The organism is Janthinobacterium sp. BJB426 (assembly GCF_002735705.1).
Classification (GTDB): Bacteria; Pseudomonadota; Gammaproteobacteria; order Burkholderiales; family Burkholderiaceae_D; genus Janthinobacterium.
Map to the genome: position 1 here is coordinate 1 of NZ_PDZL01000023.1, position 15801 is coordinate 15801.

Below are 15801 nucleotides of genomic sequence, written 5' to 3' on the forward strand. Positions count from 1 at the left end.
GGCTGCGGCGCCACCGTCAGGCTGACCGTGGCGGGCGCGGACGTGCCGCCCGGACCCGTCGCCGTGTAGCTGAAGGCGTCAGGGCCGAAGTAGTTCGCATTCGGCACATACGTCACCTTGAAAGAGCGGCCGCTGCCGCCCCCCGCCGCGCCGCTCGCAACCACCGTGACGGTCCCGTGCTGCGGCGGCGTGACGATGGTCACGTCCGTGATCGGGCTGCCATCCGTGGACGCGATGGTCAGGCTCACTTCCTGGTTCGCCGAAGTGGTCGCCGTTTCATTCGGCACCGGCGGCGGCGCCTGGTTCACCTGCAAGGTCAGCGCCTGCTGCACCGTGAACTGGTGCGCGTCGCGCGCCTGCAAGGTGAAGTTGTAGCTGCCCGCCACAGTCGGCGTGCCGCTGACGATGCCCGTCGCCGCATTGAGCACCAGGCCGGTCGGCAAGCTACCGCTGCTCAAAGAGTAGACGTAGGGCGCAACGCCGCCGCCGGCCGTGAATGCCTGGCTATACGCGTCGCCGGCGCGGATCGCCGCCAGGCTGGCCGGCGTCAGGGTCAAGGTTGGCGCTGCGATGGCCAGGGTATAGCTGTTGGTCGCACTGAACGGCGCGCCCACGCCCGTGCTGTTGTCGGTGACCTTGATGCTGAACGGGAAGCTGCCCGCCACATTCGTCGTGCCGGACAGCACGCCCGTGGCTGCGTTCAGGCTCAGGCCAACGGGCAAGGTGCCCACCACGGCATAGCTGTACGGCGCTGTGCCGCCCGTCGCCGTCAGGGTCGTGCTGTAAGCCGCTTCAGCCGTCGGGTTGGACAAGCTGGCCGGAGCCAGGCTGACCGTCGGCGCGCCCACGGTGACCGTCACGGTGCCGGGAGCGGACGTGCCGCTGCCATTTGTGGCCGTGTAGGTAAAGCTGTCGCTGCCGCTGTAGCCTGGCGTCGGCGTGTAGGTGATGCTGGTGCCGCTGGCCGTCGCCGTGCCGTGCGCGGGTACCGCTGCCACGGCCACCGAGACCGCCGCGCCTCCGCCCAGGTTCAGGGTGATCGGATTGGCGCTGCTGCCGTAAGCCACCGTGGTGGTCACGGCGCCAGCGACGGGCACGGCGATCGCCACCGTGCCTGAATAGGCATGGACGCCTGCATACGGTCCGCTGCCGGTGCTGCTGTCCGTGGCGGTGATGCTGAAGGTGTACGCTCCCGCCGTCGTCGGCGTGCCCGACACGGTGCCGTTCGCCGCCAGGGTCAGCCCCGCCGGCAGGCTGCCGGTGGTGACGGCATAGCTGTACGCTGCCGTGCCGCCGGTGGCAGTGATGGCCTGGCTGAAAGCGACGCCTGCCGTCATTGTCGGCAGGGTCGACGGCGCAACACTGACCGTTGGCGACGCCACCGTCAGCGAATAAGCCCGCGCGCCAGCATAGGGACCGCTGCCCGTGGAACTGTCCGTGGCGCGCACGGTGAAGTTGAAGGTACCGCCGGCCGTCGGCGTGCCCGCCAGCAGACCGGCACTGGACAGGCTCACGCCGGACGGCAAGGCACCGGCGCTGATCGCATAGGTGTATGGTGCCAGACCATTTGCGGCCGTCAGGGTCTGGCTGTAGGCCGCGCCGACTGTTCCACCAGCTACGCTGGTTTGCACTATCGTCACCGTCGGCGTGCCCACGGTGATGGTCACGGTGGCCGCTGTCGAGGTACCGATCCCGTTCGTGGCCGTGTAGGTAAAGCTGTCCGGCCCGCCATAACCGGCCGTCGGCGTGTAGGTGATGCTGGTGCCGCTGGCCGTCGCCGTGCCGTGCGAGGCACCGGAAGCCACCGCCACCGAGCTTGCCGCGCCGCCGCTCAGGCTCAAGGTGATCGGGTTGGCGCTGCTGCCGTAGGCTACCGTGGCGCTGACATTGCCGGCAATGGGCGCACCCGGTGCCACGCTGCCGGAATAGGCGCGTGAGCCAGAGAAGGGAGCGCCTGCGCCGGTGCTGCTGTCGGTAGCGGTAATGGTGAAGCTGTAAGCGCCCGCTGCCGCCGGCGTGCCGGACAGGGTGCCGTCCGCCGCCAGGGTCAAGCCGGTGGGCAGGCTGCCGGCAGTAACGGCATAGTTATATGCTGGCGTGCCGCCCGTGGCGTTGACGCCCTGGCTGAAAGCGACGCCTGCCGTCATTGCCGGCAGGGTCGATGGTGCGATGCCGACCGCCGGTGCCGCCACCGTCAGCGAATAGGCACGCGCACCGGCATACGGGCCGCTGCCCGTCGAACTGTCCTCGGCGCGCACGGTGAAATTGAACGTGCCTGCCGCCGTCGGCGTGCCCGACAGCAAACCGGTGGACGTATTCAGGCTGAGTCCGGCTGGCAGGGAACCGGCGCTGATCGCATAGGTATAGGGCGCGGCGCCATTCGCTGCGCTCACGTTCTGGCTGTAGGCCGCCCCCACAGTTGCCGCGGGCACGGTGCTTGGCGTAATCGTGATGGTGGGCCCACCGACCGTGATCGTCACGGTGGCCGGTGCCGAGGTGCCTACGCCATTGCTGGCCGTGTAAGTAAAACTGTCAGGCCCGCCGTAACCTGCCGTCGGCGTATAGGTGATGCTGGTGCCGCTGGCCGTCGCCGTGCCGTGCAAGGCGCCGGAGGCCACGGCCACCGACGTTGCCGCACCGCCGCTCAGGTTCAGGGTGATCGGGTTGGCGCTGCTGCCGTAGGCCACCGAGGCGCTGCTGGCGCCAGCAACTGGCGCACCGGCCGCGACCGTGCCGGAATAGGCGCGCGCGCCGGTGTAGGGTCCGCTGCCGGTGCTGCTGTCGGTGGCGGTGACGGTAAAGCTGTACGCGCCTGTGGCCGTCGGCGTGCCGAACAGGGTGCCGTCCGCCGCCAGGGTCAAGCCGGTGGGCAGGCTGCCGGCAGTGACAGCATAGCTGTACGCTGCCGTCCCGCCGCCGCCGGTGATGGCCTGGCTGTAGGCGACGCCGGCCATCATTGCCGGCAGGGTCGTCGGCGCGATGGTGATGGTTGGTGCCGCCACCGTCAGCGAGTAGGCGCGCGCACCGGAATACGGGCCGCTGCCCGTCGAACTGTCCGTGGCCCGCAAGGTGAAGTTGAAGACGCCGCCTGCCGTCGGCGTGCCCGACAGCGTGCCGGTGGCGGTATTCAAGCTCAACCCGGCTGGCAAGGAACCGGCGCTGATCGCGTAGGTGTACGGCCCCGTGCCGTTCGCGGCCGTCACGGTCTGGCTGTAGGCCGTAGCGACGCTTCCCGCTGGTACGGTGGAGGGTGCAATCGTGATCGTGGGGCCACTGACCGTGATCGTCACGGTGGCCGGTGCCGAGGTGCCGATGCCGTTGCTGGCCGTGTAAGTAAAACTGTCAGGTCCGCCGTAACCTGCCGTCGGCGTGTAGGTGATGCTGGTGCCGCTGGCCGTCGCCGTGCCGTGCGAGGCGCCGGAGGCGATGGCCACCGATGTCGCCGCACCGCCGCTCAGGCTCAGTGTGAGCGGATTGGCGCTGCTGCCGTAAGCCACTATGGCGCTGCTGGCATTGGCGACTGGCGCACCGGCCGCCACCGTGCCGGAATAGGCGCGCGCGCCCGTGTACGGACCGCTCCCTGCGCTGCTGTCGGTGGCCGTGACGGTAAAACTGTATGCCCCGGCTACCGTCGGCGTGCCGGACAAGGTGCCGTTCGCCGCCAGGCTCAAGCCCGCAGGCACGCTGCCGGCAGTGACGGCATAGCTGTACGCTGCCGTCCCGCCGCCGCCGGTGATGGCCTGGCTGTAGGCGAGACCGACTGTCATTGCCGGCAAGGTCGTCGGCGCGATGGTGATGGTGGGCGCGGAGACCGTCAGCGTATACGGGCGCGTGCCATTGATGGCCAGCGAGTCGGTGGCGCGCACGGTGAAGTTGAAGGTGCCGCCCGCTGTCGGCGTACCCGACAGCACACCGCCAGCACTCAAGCTCATGCCAGCCGGCAAGGTGCCAGCGCTGATGGCATAGGTGTACGGTGCCGCGCCCCCCGTCGCCGTCATGGTCGTCGTCGGGTAAGTCAGGGCCACCGTGGCATTCGGCAGGGTAGCCGGCGACAGCACGATGGCGGAGGTGATCGTGACGTTGTACACGATGGGCTGCCCCACATCATCCCTGACGGTAAACGTGTCCGAGGTCGCGCTGAGATTGGTATTCCGGTAGCGCACGGCATTCGTGGCATTCGAATCTTCCAGCGTGCCATACAGCGGCGCCACCAGGGTTCCCGTCAGGCCGAACTGGGAACAAGGCGCATTGGTGTAATCCTCGTAATACTCTCCCCCCGCTACGATGCTGACGGCGCGCGGGCTCGGGCAGGTGCTGGCGGCGGAAGCCTGGCTGGAAAAAAGGGACAGCAAGACAAATAGCAAAGTTCCCGCCAGGTACATCAGCATTGACGGCGCCAGGCCTTGGGCAGGCGGCGCACCATGGACTCTGGCAATGCAGCCATCAACACCCCGGACGGGCGTGGATAGGCATCCAAATTTCGTGAAATTTAGAAACATTTGTCTTCCTTCATACATTTTTTAAGACTGAACCTTGCCCGAATAGCCGCACACCTTGACAAACATTCACACCGATTTCTCAGCCGCCAGTCAGCACGCAGAAAAGGTTTACCAGGATTATGAGACTTGCTTTTAATCAATGCATCCTACTATAAGTGATACAAAAAGCAACGATAAGGTATTGCTAAAGGCCACTGTCTTTAAGAAAAATCAAATTCCATTAAAAAATGTCTCATTTATGTCTCATTTGACAAGTGTTTTGAAAAAATAACACTGTTTCAAGCACTGCTTCCGAGCGGATCGTGTGGCTGGCAGCGATGCCCTGACGCGCTATTTGCGCGGCGCTGAAGGGTAAAGCGCCCCCCGCTCGGCACAGGCAAGCCTGCTTTCCCCTGCTGTGTGAGATATGTGACGACGCCGCCAACACACGACGTGAATTAGCGGATGCGCGCGGCGCGCGCCTATCGTTTCGGGAGCCGCTGCCGTTTCAAACGGACAGGGTGGACGGTGGATTCTACGTGTGGCCGGGGGCTCGGGAGGCTGTCATGTCGCTAGCCACCCGCCCAACATGCCCGGCCTCGCCATCGGTATGCGGGATTTTGTATGGCAAGCGGGACCGCGCATGGGCGGCCCCGCTTGTACAGCACCTTTACTGCAGCGCTTCCTTCAACCCCGGCGCAAACTCGGCGCCGTGCTTGACCTGCGCGGTGGACGCCTTCAGGGTGGCGCCGATCGGCTCGGCGCGGCCAGACAGGCATTGGCCCAGGAAGTTTTCCGTCACCGCATTGAAGGCGATGTTGTTGACGGGCCGGGCAAAGCCATGGCCCTCGTCCGGGAACAGCACATACGTGACGGGAATATTCTTCGCCGCCATGGCCGCCACGATCTGGTCCGATTCAGCCACGTTGACTCTCGGGTCGTTCGCGCCCTGGCCGATCAGCAGCGGGCGCTGGATGTTCTGCGCAAAGTTCAGCGGCGAACGTTCCTTGAGCAGCGCCTTGCCCTCTTCCGTCGTCGGGTCGCCCATGCGCTTGTAGAACTGCTGCTTGCCCGCTTCCCAGTACGGCGGGATGGTTTGCAGCAAGGTAAACAGATTCGACGGGCCGACGATGTCGACGCCGCAAGCAAACGTCGTCGGCGTAAACGCCATGCCGGCCAGGGTGGCGTAGCCGCCATACGAGCCGCCCATGATGGCCACCTTGTCGGCCGTGGTCACGCCGCTCTGCACCGCCCATTGCACGGCGTCGAGCAAGTCGTCATGCATCTTGCGGCCCCACTGCAGGTCGCCGGCCGAGATAAACTGCTTGCCGAAGCCCGTCGAGCCGCGGAAGTTCACGGACAGCACGGCGTAGCCGCGGTTGGCCAGCCACTGGTGATAACCATTGTAGCCATAGGTGTCGCGCGCCCACGGGCCGCCGTGCACCAGCAGCACCATCGGCACGGCCTGCGTGGCCTTGCCGCCGGCCGTCGCCTTCGACGCCTGCGGCAAGGTCAGATAGGACACCAGGGTAAGGCCGTCGCGCGCCTTGATTTGCTGCGCATGCATGGGCACCAGCGGCGCGCCTTCCAGTTCCGGACGCGTCACATACAACCGCGTGAGCTTTTTGGTCTTGCGCTCGTACAGCCAGCTCGATGGCGGCGCCGTGACGGCGTCGACTGCCACCAGCCACTTGTCGTCGGCATCCGTGCGCGACGTCACCGTGAACTGGCCCTTCGTATTTTTCTTCAGGAAAGCCAGGTCGGCTTTCAGCTCGTCCGTCAGCGGCAGATATTCCTGCTGCAGATAATTGACGGTATAGGCTTGCACCTTGCCCGTGCGCATGTCGTACAGCGCATCGGCGATATCCGTGCGCGGGTCTTGCGCCACCACCGTGGTCTTGCCGCTGGCCACGTCCTGCGCCAGCAGCGCCGAAGTATTGCGGCCGCGCGAATCGGTCCAGTACAGGGTCTTGCCGTCGACCGTAAAGCCCAGCGGCGACGTCGTCTGCGCATCTTCCAGGCCCACTTCAGCCAGCGGCGTGCTCTCGACCTTGCCATCGCTCAGGCGGAAATACTGCATGCCGCCATCGGTGCGCGCCTTGCTGGCGATGCGCAAGTTGAGCAGCTCATCGGCGACATAGCCGCCATAGCCATCGTTCTGCTGCACCAGGGTCAGCTTGCCGCTGGCCAGGTCCAGGCTGTGCACGTCGTGCCAGCGCGCATCGCGGTTGTTGATGCCGACGAGGATGCGGTCCTTCACCTTGCTGCTGATTTGCACGATCCGCACGCGCGTCTTCTCGAACGGCGTGTAATTGATCTGCTTGCCGCTCGCCACGTTCACGCCGTACAGCAGGAAGTTTTCATCGCCGCCCTTGTCCTGGATGAACAGCAGGGTTGTCGAATCGGGCGACCAGAAGCTGCTGCGGATGGGCCGCACCTTTTCTTCCGTCAGCGGGCGCGCCTGCGCCAGATCATTGGCCGGCGCCACCCACACATTGAGCACGCCATCGCGCGGCGCGATCCACGACAGCCACCGCCCGTCAGGACTGAGCTTGCCACCGGACTTGCTGGGATTGCCGAACAGCTTGGCCCGCTCGATCAGCGGCGTTTCCTTGACAGGGGCTTGGGCGTGCGCCGGCAGTGCGCCGGCGAACAACAGGACAGGCAGGACATAGCGAATCATGGACACCTCATGGTTGATGGATGAAGGGAAACGTCACACGTGCACGTGCCAGCAAATCATAGGCCAAACCCGTATTGCCAGGTTGACTACAGCGACAGGAGACGGAAATCCAGGGACAGGATGGCGGAAACGGGCGATGAAATGCACGGCCGGTGATGCATGCCGTGCATGTGCGTTCGCTGAAGCCGCGCTAGCCCGCGGCCACCTCGCGTTGCGGACCAGCAGATCCAACGAAGACCAGTGCCGCGAACGCGGCCAGGCCGGCGGCGACGCCAGCTCCCAGGAATGCCGCCTGGAAACCCGCCAGCATGCCTTCGGCAGTGTGCCCGGTGCCGTGGCCGATGCCGGAGGTCGAGAGCACAACCATGATGGCGAGACCGATGGCAGAGCCGATCTGGTAGCTCGTATTGATCAGGCCTGAAGCGAGACCTGTTTCCTCTGGCCTGGCGCCAGCCATGCCTGTCATCGTCGTCGGAATATACGCCAGGGCCATCCCCAGGGCGGCCAGCATGGAGGCCGGGAGAACGTGCGTCACATAGGAGCCGTTCAGCGGAAGCCTCGCAAACATGAGCAGCGCGCCAGCCATCAGGAACAAGCCAAGCACAAGGTTGGACTTGACGCCAAACCGTCCTATCAGCTTGCCGGAAAATCCCACCATCACGACCATGATCGTCATGGTCATGGGCAGGAGCGCCAAGCCGCTGGCGAGCGCCGACAGACCAAGAATTTGCTGCAGATACAGGTTCAGGAAGAACCAGAGCGGGATCCAGGCGGCGCCAAGCAGCGCCATCACAAAATTGCCTGCTGCCAAGTTCCGCGCCTTGAAGATGCCCAAGGGAAGCAGCGGTTCGCGGCGCACGAACTGGCTGATCAGGAAGACGGCGAGCAGTCCGGCCGATATCGGCAAAACCGGCACGGAGCCAGACCCGGCAGATTCGATGGTGACGATGGCATACACCAGGCTGACCAGCGCGCCAGTGACGCTGATCGCGCCAAACCAGTCGATGGCCCCGCTGCTGCGCGCAGACTTGCGGAGCACGGCTGGAATCAGGGCCAGCACGAGCAGGCCGAGCGGCACGTTAATCAGGAAAGTCCACTGCCACGCCATCCATTCGGTAATCACGCCGCCCAGAAACACGCCGGCTGAGCCGCCTGCGGCAGCGGCCGCCCCCCAGAAGCCGAATGCTTTGCCCAGTTCCGCGCCGTCATGCCCGAAAAGGCGCATGATGATCGTCAGTGCGGACGGTGCGATCAATGCGGCGCCCACTCCCTGCAGTGCGCGGCCGGCAAGCAGCATTTCCTGGCTGTGTGCCAGCCCGGCCAGCAGCGAAGCGGCGGTCAGTATGGCAAATCCACCCGTAAAAATGCGGCGGGCGCCAAGCCGGTCACCCAGCCGTCCTCCCAGCAGCAGCAGGCCGCCAAAGGCGATGACATAGGCATTGAAGATCCAACTCAGCCCGCTGGCGCTGAAGCCGAGGTCCCGCTGCATGGCGGGCAGTGCCACACCGATGATGGACGTATCGAGGATCACGATGAACTGCGCGGCGCACAGCAAGGCCAGAGCAGCCCATCTTTTCGGATCAGGTATAAATTGTTGCATTGACGTTCTCCAGATCAATTTCCCGCGTATTGCGATTGATATGGAGTATTTGGCTTACAACGCAGGGATGGTCAAGCAAAAGGCGCAAGACCCGGACCGCCGTGTATCAACAGGGTCGGCCCGGCATGCTGCTCGGACGCAGTCAGGTCACGGCCTGCCTGCGAGTTGCGTCGTCCGCGGAAGCGCCCGGGCGCCGTCACAGTCGTCGCTTGCCTGCGTGCAGATCTCCCAGCCGCCGCCCAGCGCCTTGTAGATGCTGACAACGGCAAGGCGCTGGTTGGTGCGCGCGATGGCCAGCGCACGACGGCTGGCAAAGTCGGCCCGTTCCGCTTCGAGCACCTCCAGGTAGAGGCCTGCGCCTGCGGAAAACTGTAGCCTGGCAAGATGCGCAGCCTCGCGATTTGCAGCAGCCTCCATCAGCCGCAGCCCAAGCGTGCTGCCTGCCGCGCCATGGGCTTTGAAGGCATCGTCCGTTTCCTGGAGTGCGCGCAAGACGGTCTGGTCATAGACGAGCAAGGCCTCCCGGGTGCGTGCCTCGCTGGCGGCGATGCGGGCGCGCACGCGCCCCGTATCGAGCAGATTCCAGCGAATCACGGGGCCAAGCAAGCTCGACTGCATGCCAGCGTCGCCCATGGCATCGAGGCTGCCCGCGACGAGTCCGATGGATCCCGTTACCTGGACCTCGGGATACAGGCCCGCCGTCTCCACCCCGATGCGCGCGGTCGCGGCAGCCAGATTGCGCTCGGCCGCCGCAATATCGGCGCGCCGCGCGAGCAGCCCGGCAGGGTCGCCCACGGCAATCGCCCGCAGCGTCAGCGCGTCACCTGCCGGCGGGGCGGCGGGAAGGCTGAACGTCTGCGGCACTTCACCAAGCAGGACGGCCAGCGCGTTGACGGAGGCCGCGCGGCGGCGCTCCAGTTCGGGCGCGGCCACCTCCACCGAGCGCAGCAAGGCCTCGGCGCGAAGGCGGTCGAACTCGCTGGCAGAGCCTGCGCTCAGCATGCGCTCGACCAGCGCCAGGCTGTCGCGCTGGCTTTGCACGATGCTGGCAACGACAGCGAGTTCAGCCTCGATGCCGCCCAGCTCGAACCAGGTGGCCGCCACCGCGGCGGCGACGCCCGCCTGCACGCCGCGCAGCAAGGCCTCGCGCGAGCCCGCCTGCGCCTGGCCCGCCTCCACGGACCGCCGCACGCGGCCGAACAGGTCGATCTCCCATGAGGCGTCGACGGCGCCGCGATAGCTTTCGCTCTGGCGCGGCTGGCCGGGCAGCGTCTCGGCCTTGCTCAAGCGGCGCTTCTCGTACCCGAGCGCGGCGCCACCTTGCGGCAGGAAGCCTTGCCGGTCTTCGCGCAGCAGGGCTTTTGCCTGCGCAAGCCGGGCGGCAGCGATGCCGACGTCATGGTTTGCCGCCAGCGCCCGCTGGATCAGGGTGACGAGCGCCGGGTCGTCAAAGCTGCGCCACCACTCCACCTCGACCGCTCCCGGCACGAGACCGGCGTGGCTCTGACCCAAGTTGCCGGAAAACTGCGATGCGGACAGCGGCGGCGGCAACGGCGGCGCATAATCGGGGCCGACCGCGCAGCCGGCCAGCAAGGTGAGCCCACTCAATGAAACTACAATTGTTTGATACGGGCGATTCATGTCGTGCTCCTGTTCATGCTTGTCTTGGGAGTTGGCGTGTGGCGCTCGAAGCGGGCCGCCAGGGCGCGCATCACCACATAAAACACGGGCGTGAGGAACAAGCCGAACAGCGTCACGCCCAGCATGCCGGCGAACACCGCGATGCCCATGGCCTGGCGCATCTCGGAGCCGGCGCCACTGGCGAACACCAGCGGCACGACGCCGGCGATGAAGGCAAGCGAGGTCATCAGGATGGGCCGCAGCCGCAACCGGCAAGCCTCGATGACGGCATCGAGCGCGCTGGCCCCTTCCATTTCCTGGCTACGTGCGAACTCGACAATGAGGATGGCGTTCTTGGCGGCCAATCCGACGAGCACGATGAGTCCGATCTGCACAAAGATGTTGTTGTCGCCTCCCGCCAGCCACACGCCGATGATCGCACTCAGCAGGCACATCGGCACGATCAGCAGGACGGCCAGCGGCAGCAGCCAGCTGTTGTACTGCGCGGCAAGAATGAGATAGGCGAGCAGCACGCATAGCGGGAAGATGAACAGCGCCGAATCGCCGGCCAGCTTTTGCTGGTAGGTAAGATCCGTCCATTCAAAGCTCATGCCTTCAGGCAGCACCTCCTTGGCCAGCCGTTCCATGACCGCCACCGCCTGCCCCGAACTGACGCCAGGCATCGCGCCACCCGAGATATCGGCCGAAGGATAGCCGTTGTAGTGAACCACGCGGTCCGGGCCGGAACTGGGCGTGACGGTGACAAACGACGACAAGGGCAGCATGTCGCCAGCCGCGTTACGCACCTGCAAGCGGCCGATGGCCTCGGCCTGCATGCGATGCTCGGCATCGGCCTGGGCCGTCACCTTGTAGGTCCGGCCAAAGCGGTTGAAGTCATTGACATAGAGGGAACCGAGATAGATCTGCAACGACTCGAACACGTCGGCCAGGCGCACGCCCTGGCTCTTGACCTGGGTACGGTCGATGGCGACCTCGAGCTGCGGGGCATTGACGTCCAGGCTGGTCATGAGGCCGGCCACCTGTCCCGACTCGCTTGCCTTGGTCATCAGGATATGCGTCTGCTGCACCAGGGCATCGAGCCCGGCGCTGCCGCGGTCCTCGACCAGCATCTTGAAGCCGCCCGTCGCGCCAAGGCCGGGCACTGGCGGCGGCGGGAACACGCCCAGGAAACCGTCGGGAATGCCGGCAAATTTCGCCTGCAGGCGCGCGGCGATCGCACTTGCCGTGAGATCGGGCGTCGTTCGGGCCTTGAACGGGTCGAGCATGACGAACATGACGGCCGCGTTCGGCACGTTGACGAAGCCGTTGATCGACAAGCCGGGGAAGGCAACGACGCTTTCAACGCCAGGCTCGGCCAGCGCAATCTTCGACATCTGCTTGGCGACCGCGTCGGTCCGGTCCAGCGATGACGAGTTGGGCAACTGCGCAATCGCGACCAGATAGTATTTGTCCTGCATCGGCACAAAGCCCGGTGGCACGGCCTTGAAGCCGAAGAAGGTCAGCGCGAGCAGGCCGCCGTACACGAGCAAGGCCACGCCGCTGATCCTGACGACTTTGCGCACCGTGTTGCCATACGCATCCGGCGCGCGCTGGAACGGCCGGCCCAGCATCTGCAACAGGCGCTCGGCGCGCCCACGCAGGCTGCGCGGATCATGCACGGCCTCGGCCTCGGCCCCGGCCTTGACCTTGCGTGGCTTGAGCAGAATACCGGCAAGCGCCGGACTGAGCGTGAGCGAATTGACGGCCGACAATATGGTCGAGATGGCGATCGTCAGCGCGAACTGGCGGTAGAACTCGCCCTGCAGGCCGCTCAGGAAGGCGGTCGGAATGAACACGGCGGCGAGCACCGAGGTGATCGCGATGATGGGACCAGTGACCTCGTCCATGGCGCGCCTTGCCGCTTGCCTGGGTTCCTCGCCATGTTCGATATGGCGTTCGACGTTCTCGACCACCACGATGGCGTCATCAACGACGATGCCGATCGACAGCACCAGGCCAAACAGGGACAGGGTATTGAGCGAAAAACCCATCAGGTGCATGACGGCGAAGGTGCCGATCAGCGACACCGGCACCGCCATGAGGGGGATCAGCGAGGCACGCCAGTTGCGCAGGAACAGCACCACCACGATGACGACGAGAATGATCGCCTCCAGCAAGGTCGTTGCCACCGACTCCAGCGAGGCACGCACAAAGACCGTCGGGTCATAGGCAATGCGCGAGCTCAGTCCGGCCGGGAAATTTTCCTCCAGCCGCTGCATGGTGTCGCGTACCGCCTGCGCAACGTCGAGCGCATTGGCGCCGGGGCTTTGAATGATTTGCAGAGCGACGGCGGGCTCGCCGTCGAGCAGGCTGCGCAACGCATACGCGTCGGCGCCCATCTCGATGCGGGCCACGTCGCGCAAACGCGTCACCTGGCCTTCGGCGCCCGTGCGGATGATGATGTCGCCGAACTGTTCCTCGTCGGTCAAGCGTCCGAGCGTGTTGACCGTCACCTGGAAGGCGGCGCTGGAATCGGGCGACTGGCCGACGGAACCGGCTGCCACCTGCACGTTCTGTTCGCGCACGGCGGCAATCACCTCGCCGGCCGTCAGGCCGCGTGCGGCGATCAGGTTCGGGTCGAGCCACAGCCGCATGCTGTATTCGCCCGCGCCCCAGACGAGGACGTCGCTGATGCCGGGGATGCGGGACAGCTCGTCGCGCACCTGCAGGTAGGCGTAGTTTGATATGTACAGGGGATCGTAGCGTTTGTCGGGCGACAGCAGGTGCACCACCATCAGGATGTCCGGCGAGGTTTTTTGCGTGACGACGCCCTGGCGCTGCACTTCTTCAGGCAAACGCGGCAGTGCGCGCGAGACCCGGTTCTGCACCTGGATCTGCGCCATGTCGGCATTCGTTCCCTGCGCGAAAGTGACGGTCAGGGTCATGCGGCCGTCGGTTGCCGATTGCGACGACATGTACTGCATGCCCTCGACCCCGGTGATGGCCTGCTCGAGCGGCGCCGCCACCGTTTCGGCGATCACCTTGGGATTGGCGCCAGGATAGGCGGCGCTGACCTGGACGGTCGGCGGCGTCACGGCAGGATATTCGCTGAGCGGCATCTGGAAAAAAGCAACGATGCCGGCGAGCACCATCAGGACCGAAAGGACGATGGCAAAGATCGGGCGGTCGATGAAAAAACGTGGGAAGGACATTACGCGGCTCCCGATGTTTTCGGCACGGCGATGGGCGTGCCGTCAATGCCGGCCGGCTGCGGCGTCACCTGCATGCCCGGGCGCACGAGGCCCTTGACGACGATGCGCTCGCCCGGCTGCAGCCCCTGCTCGATCACGCGCAAACCATCGACCATCGGGCCAAGCTCGACGGGCCGGAACTCGGTCTTGTCGCCTTTGCCGACCACCAGCACATAGCGGCGCCCCTGGTCCGTGCCTATCGATTGATCGGAAACGAGCACCCTGGCTTGCTGCGCCCCCGTCTCCAGCCTGACCTTGGCAAACAGGCCGGGCGTCAGTTTGCCATCGGGGTTGTCGACGACGGCGCGGACGCGCACCGTACCCGTCCCGCGATCGGCGGCGTTGGCAAGGAAATCGACACGGCCGGGACGTACATATGTCTTGTCCGTGGCCAGTGCCACCATGACTTTGGCCGCCTGCGCCCCACGCGCGGTGGGGCTGGCACGGCCGGCGGCGAGCGAGCGCAAATAGGTGCGTTCATCGACATCGAAATAGACGTGCAGGGGATCGACGGAAACGATCGTCGTCAGGGGCGTCACGCCGCTGGCGACGTAGTTGCCCTCGGTGACGAGGACTTGGCCGACTCGTCCGCTGATCGGCGCCGTGACGCGCGTAAAACCGAGCTCCAGCTGCGCAGCGTCAAGCGCGGCCCTGGCGGCGTCGACCTGTGCCTTGCCCGCATGCAGCGCTGCCGTCGCCACATCGAGACGGTCGCGCGCGACGATCTTCGTGGCGAACAGCTGTTCGACGCGTGCATGCTCGGCCTGCGCCAGCATCGACGCCGCCTCAGCCTCGCGCAGGCGCGCCGTGGCGGCATGCACCGCCGCCTGGAACACGCGTGGATCGATCACAAAGAGCTTGCTGCCCTTCTCGACAAAGCGGCCTTCCGGCACGCTCACGTCCTGCAGGTAGCCGGCCACCTGCGGGCGCAGTTCAACCCGCTTGACGGCGGTCAGCGAGCCGTTGAACTCGACGTACGGTGTTGCCTGGCGAACGACCACTTCGGCAACGGGAACGCCGGGCGGCTTGGCCGCAGCGGCAGGCGCTGCCGTCTGCTTGCATCCGCTGACGGCAAGCGCGGTGACCAGCACCGCGGGGATCAGGATTATTGGTGTGACTTTCATCATTGTGCCTTTCGCGACTGGAGTCGACATGGTTTTGTTGAGCTGAAACAACTCCCATGACCTTTATCCGACCTGACACACTTGGAAGGTCAAGCTTTTTTATGAATGTGAGGGTTGGGGGGGAGCGGTGCGTGATGTGCACCGTGTCGATATTTCCCTGGCGCGTATGGCCGCCGCCATCCTCGACCTGCAGCGCGGTCCTCCGACCGCCTGCTGGTCTTCGCCGACGAGGGCACGTGATGGCCCTGATCGCCTGGCTGAAAGTCCATCAGCTCGACCTGATGACCAACGAGGAAACCCGCAAGCACGGCATTGCCTTCGAAGTAGACTTCAACAACCACGAAACGGTCGATATTTCGATCAAGCTGGACCTGACCGAACGCGTGACAGTCAAGACCGGCGAGGCGGGCCGCCTGGATATCCAGCACCTGGCCGAGATACAGCACATGCCGGCCTACGCGGACGAGTTCTGGAAGCTGTACGACGGCGACACCCTGCTGGCCGAATGGCGCACCCCCGAGGCGACGCCATGAGCGACGACCTGCACGCGCTGGAAGCCTGGGCCGGTGCCCCGCTGGCCAAGCTGCAGCCGGCCCAGCGTCGCGCCATCAATCACAAGGTCGCCATCGACCTGCGCCGCAGCCAGGCGCAACGCATCAAGGCCAGCAGGGAATGGGCGGATCAAGCGGCAGAAGGCCCACCATGTTCGCCAAGATTCACACCGCCAAACACCTGAAAGTAAAGGCGACCACCGACCAGATCGAGGTCGGGTTCTTTGGCTGGGTGGCGCGCGTGGCGCATATGCATCAGTTTGGCCAGCAAGACCGCGTGGCAAAAAAGGACAGATGTACAAGTACCCGGAGCGGCCGCTGCTGGGCTTGAGTGATCCAGATCGAACGTTGATACGCGAATCTCTGCTGCGTCACATGGAGAAAAACCAATTTGCATCAATGCAAACTTCAACTGACATTAGTTATCAAATGAGTTAGAGTAGTGTACCACTGGTTATATCCCCCCATTTAATATAAAAATTAAATCCAAGAGC

The 15801-nt window shown here is 65.1% G+C and carries 9 protein-coding genes; 3 read left to right on the forward strand and 6 right to left on the reverse strand.

Features of this window, described 5'->3' with window-relative positions:
- The 6 genes from CSQ93_RS24925 to CSQ93_RS24950 all read right to left on the reverse strand — a co-directional run.
- Positions 1–4388, reverse strand: a 4388-nt coding sequence (locus CSQ93_RS24925; RefSeq protein WP_099380361.1) for a putative Ig domain-containing protein, incomplete at its 3' end; no start/stop codon positions are given.
- Between the two features lie 760 nt (positions 4389–5148).
- Positions 5149–7161, reverse strand: a complete 2013-nt coding sequence (locus CSQ93_RS24930; RefSeq protein WP_035820818.1) for a S9 family peptidase — start codon at positions 7159–7161, stop codon at positions 5149–5151.
- A 190-nt stretch (positions 7162–7351) separates the two neighbouring features.
- Positions 7352–8761 carry an MFS transporter gene (locus tag CSQ93_RS24935; protein ID WP_199534507.1) on the reverse strand — a complete coding sequence of 470 codons (1410 nt, stop codon included), beginning with the start codon at positions 8759–8761 and terminating at the stop codon, positions 7352–7354.
- A gap of 147 nt (positions 8762–8908) precedes the next feature.
- Positions 8909–10402, reverse strand: coding sequence for an efflux transporter outer membrane subunit (locus CSQ93_RS24940; RefSeq protein ID WP_099380362.1), 1494 nt, complete (start codon positions 10400–10402; stop codon positions 8909–8911).
- On the reverse strand, positions 10399–13593 hold the full coding sequence (locus tag CSQ93_RS24945) for an efflux RND transporter permease subunit (protein WP_099380363.1): 3195 nt from the start codon (positions 13591–13593) through the stop codon (positions 10399–10401). The genes CSQ93_RS24940 and CSQ93_RS24945 overlap by 4 nt, the downstream gene beginning before the upstream one ends.
- Positions 13593–14759, reverse strand: coding sequence for an efflux RND transporter periplasmic adaptor subunit (locus CSQ93_RS24950; protein WP_324847642.1), 1167 nt, complete (start codon positions 14757–14759; stop codon positions 13593–13595). Before CSQ93_RS24950 ends, CSQ93_RS24945 begins: the two co-directional genes overlap by 1 nt.
- Before the next feature lie 236 nt (positions 14760–14995).
- On the opposite strand from CSQ93_RS24950, the gene CSQ93_RS29565 reads away from it, so the two are divergent.
- The 3 genes from CSQ93_RS29565 to CSQ93_RS29575 are packed head-to-tail and all read left to right on the forward strand — an operon-like array spanning position 14996 to position 15638.
- Positions 14996–15289: a phage tail protein gene (locus CSQ93_RS29565; protein ID WP_233516340.1), complete on the forward strand. Its 294-nt coding sequence runs from the start codon at positions 14996–14998 to the stop codon at positions 15287–15289.
- Entirely contained in the window at positions 15286–15492 is a 207-nt protein-coding gene (locus tag CSQ93_RS29570) for a phage virion morphogenesis protein (RefSeq protein WP_233516332.1), read from the forward strand. The genes CSQ93_RS29565 and CSQ93_RS29570 overlap by 4 nt, the downstream gene beginning before the upstream one ends.
- Positions 15459–15638 (forward strand): phage virion morphogenesis protein, encoded by a 180-nt coding sequence (locus CSQ93_RS29575; protein ID WP_233516333.1) that lies wholly within the window; start codon positions 15459–15461, stop codon positions 15636–15638. Before CSQ93_RS29570 ends, CSQ93_RS29575 begins: the two co-directional genes overlap by 34 nt.
- The last annotated feature ends 163 nt before the right edge of the window (positions 15639–15801 follow it).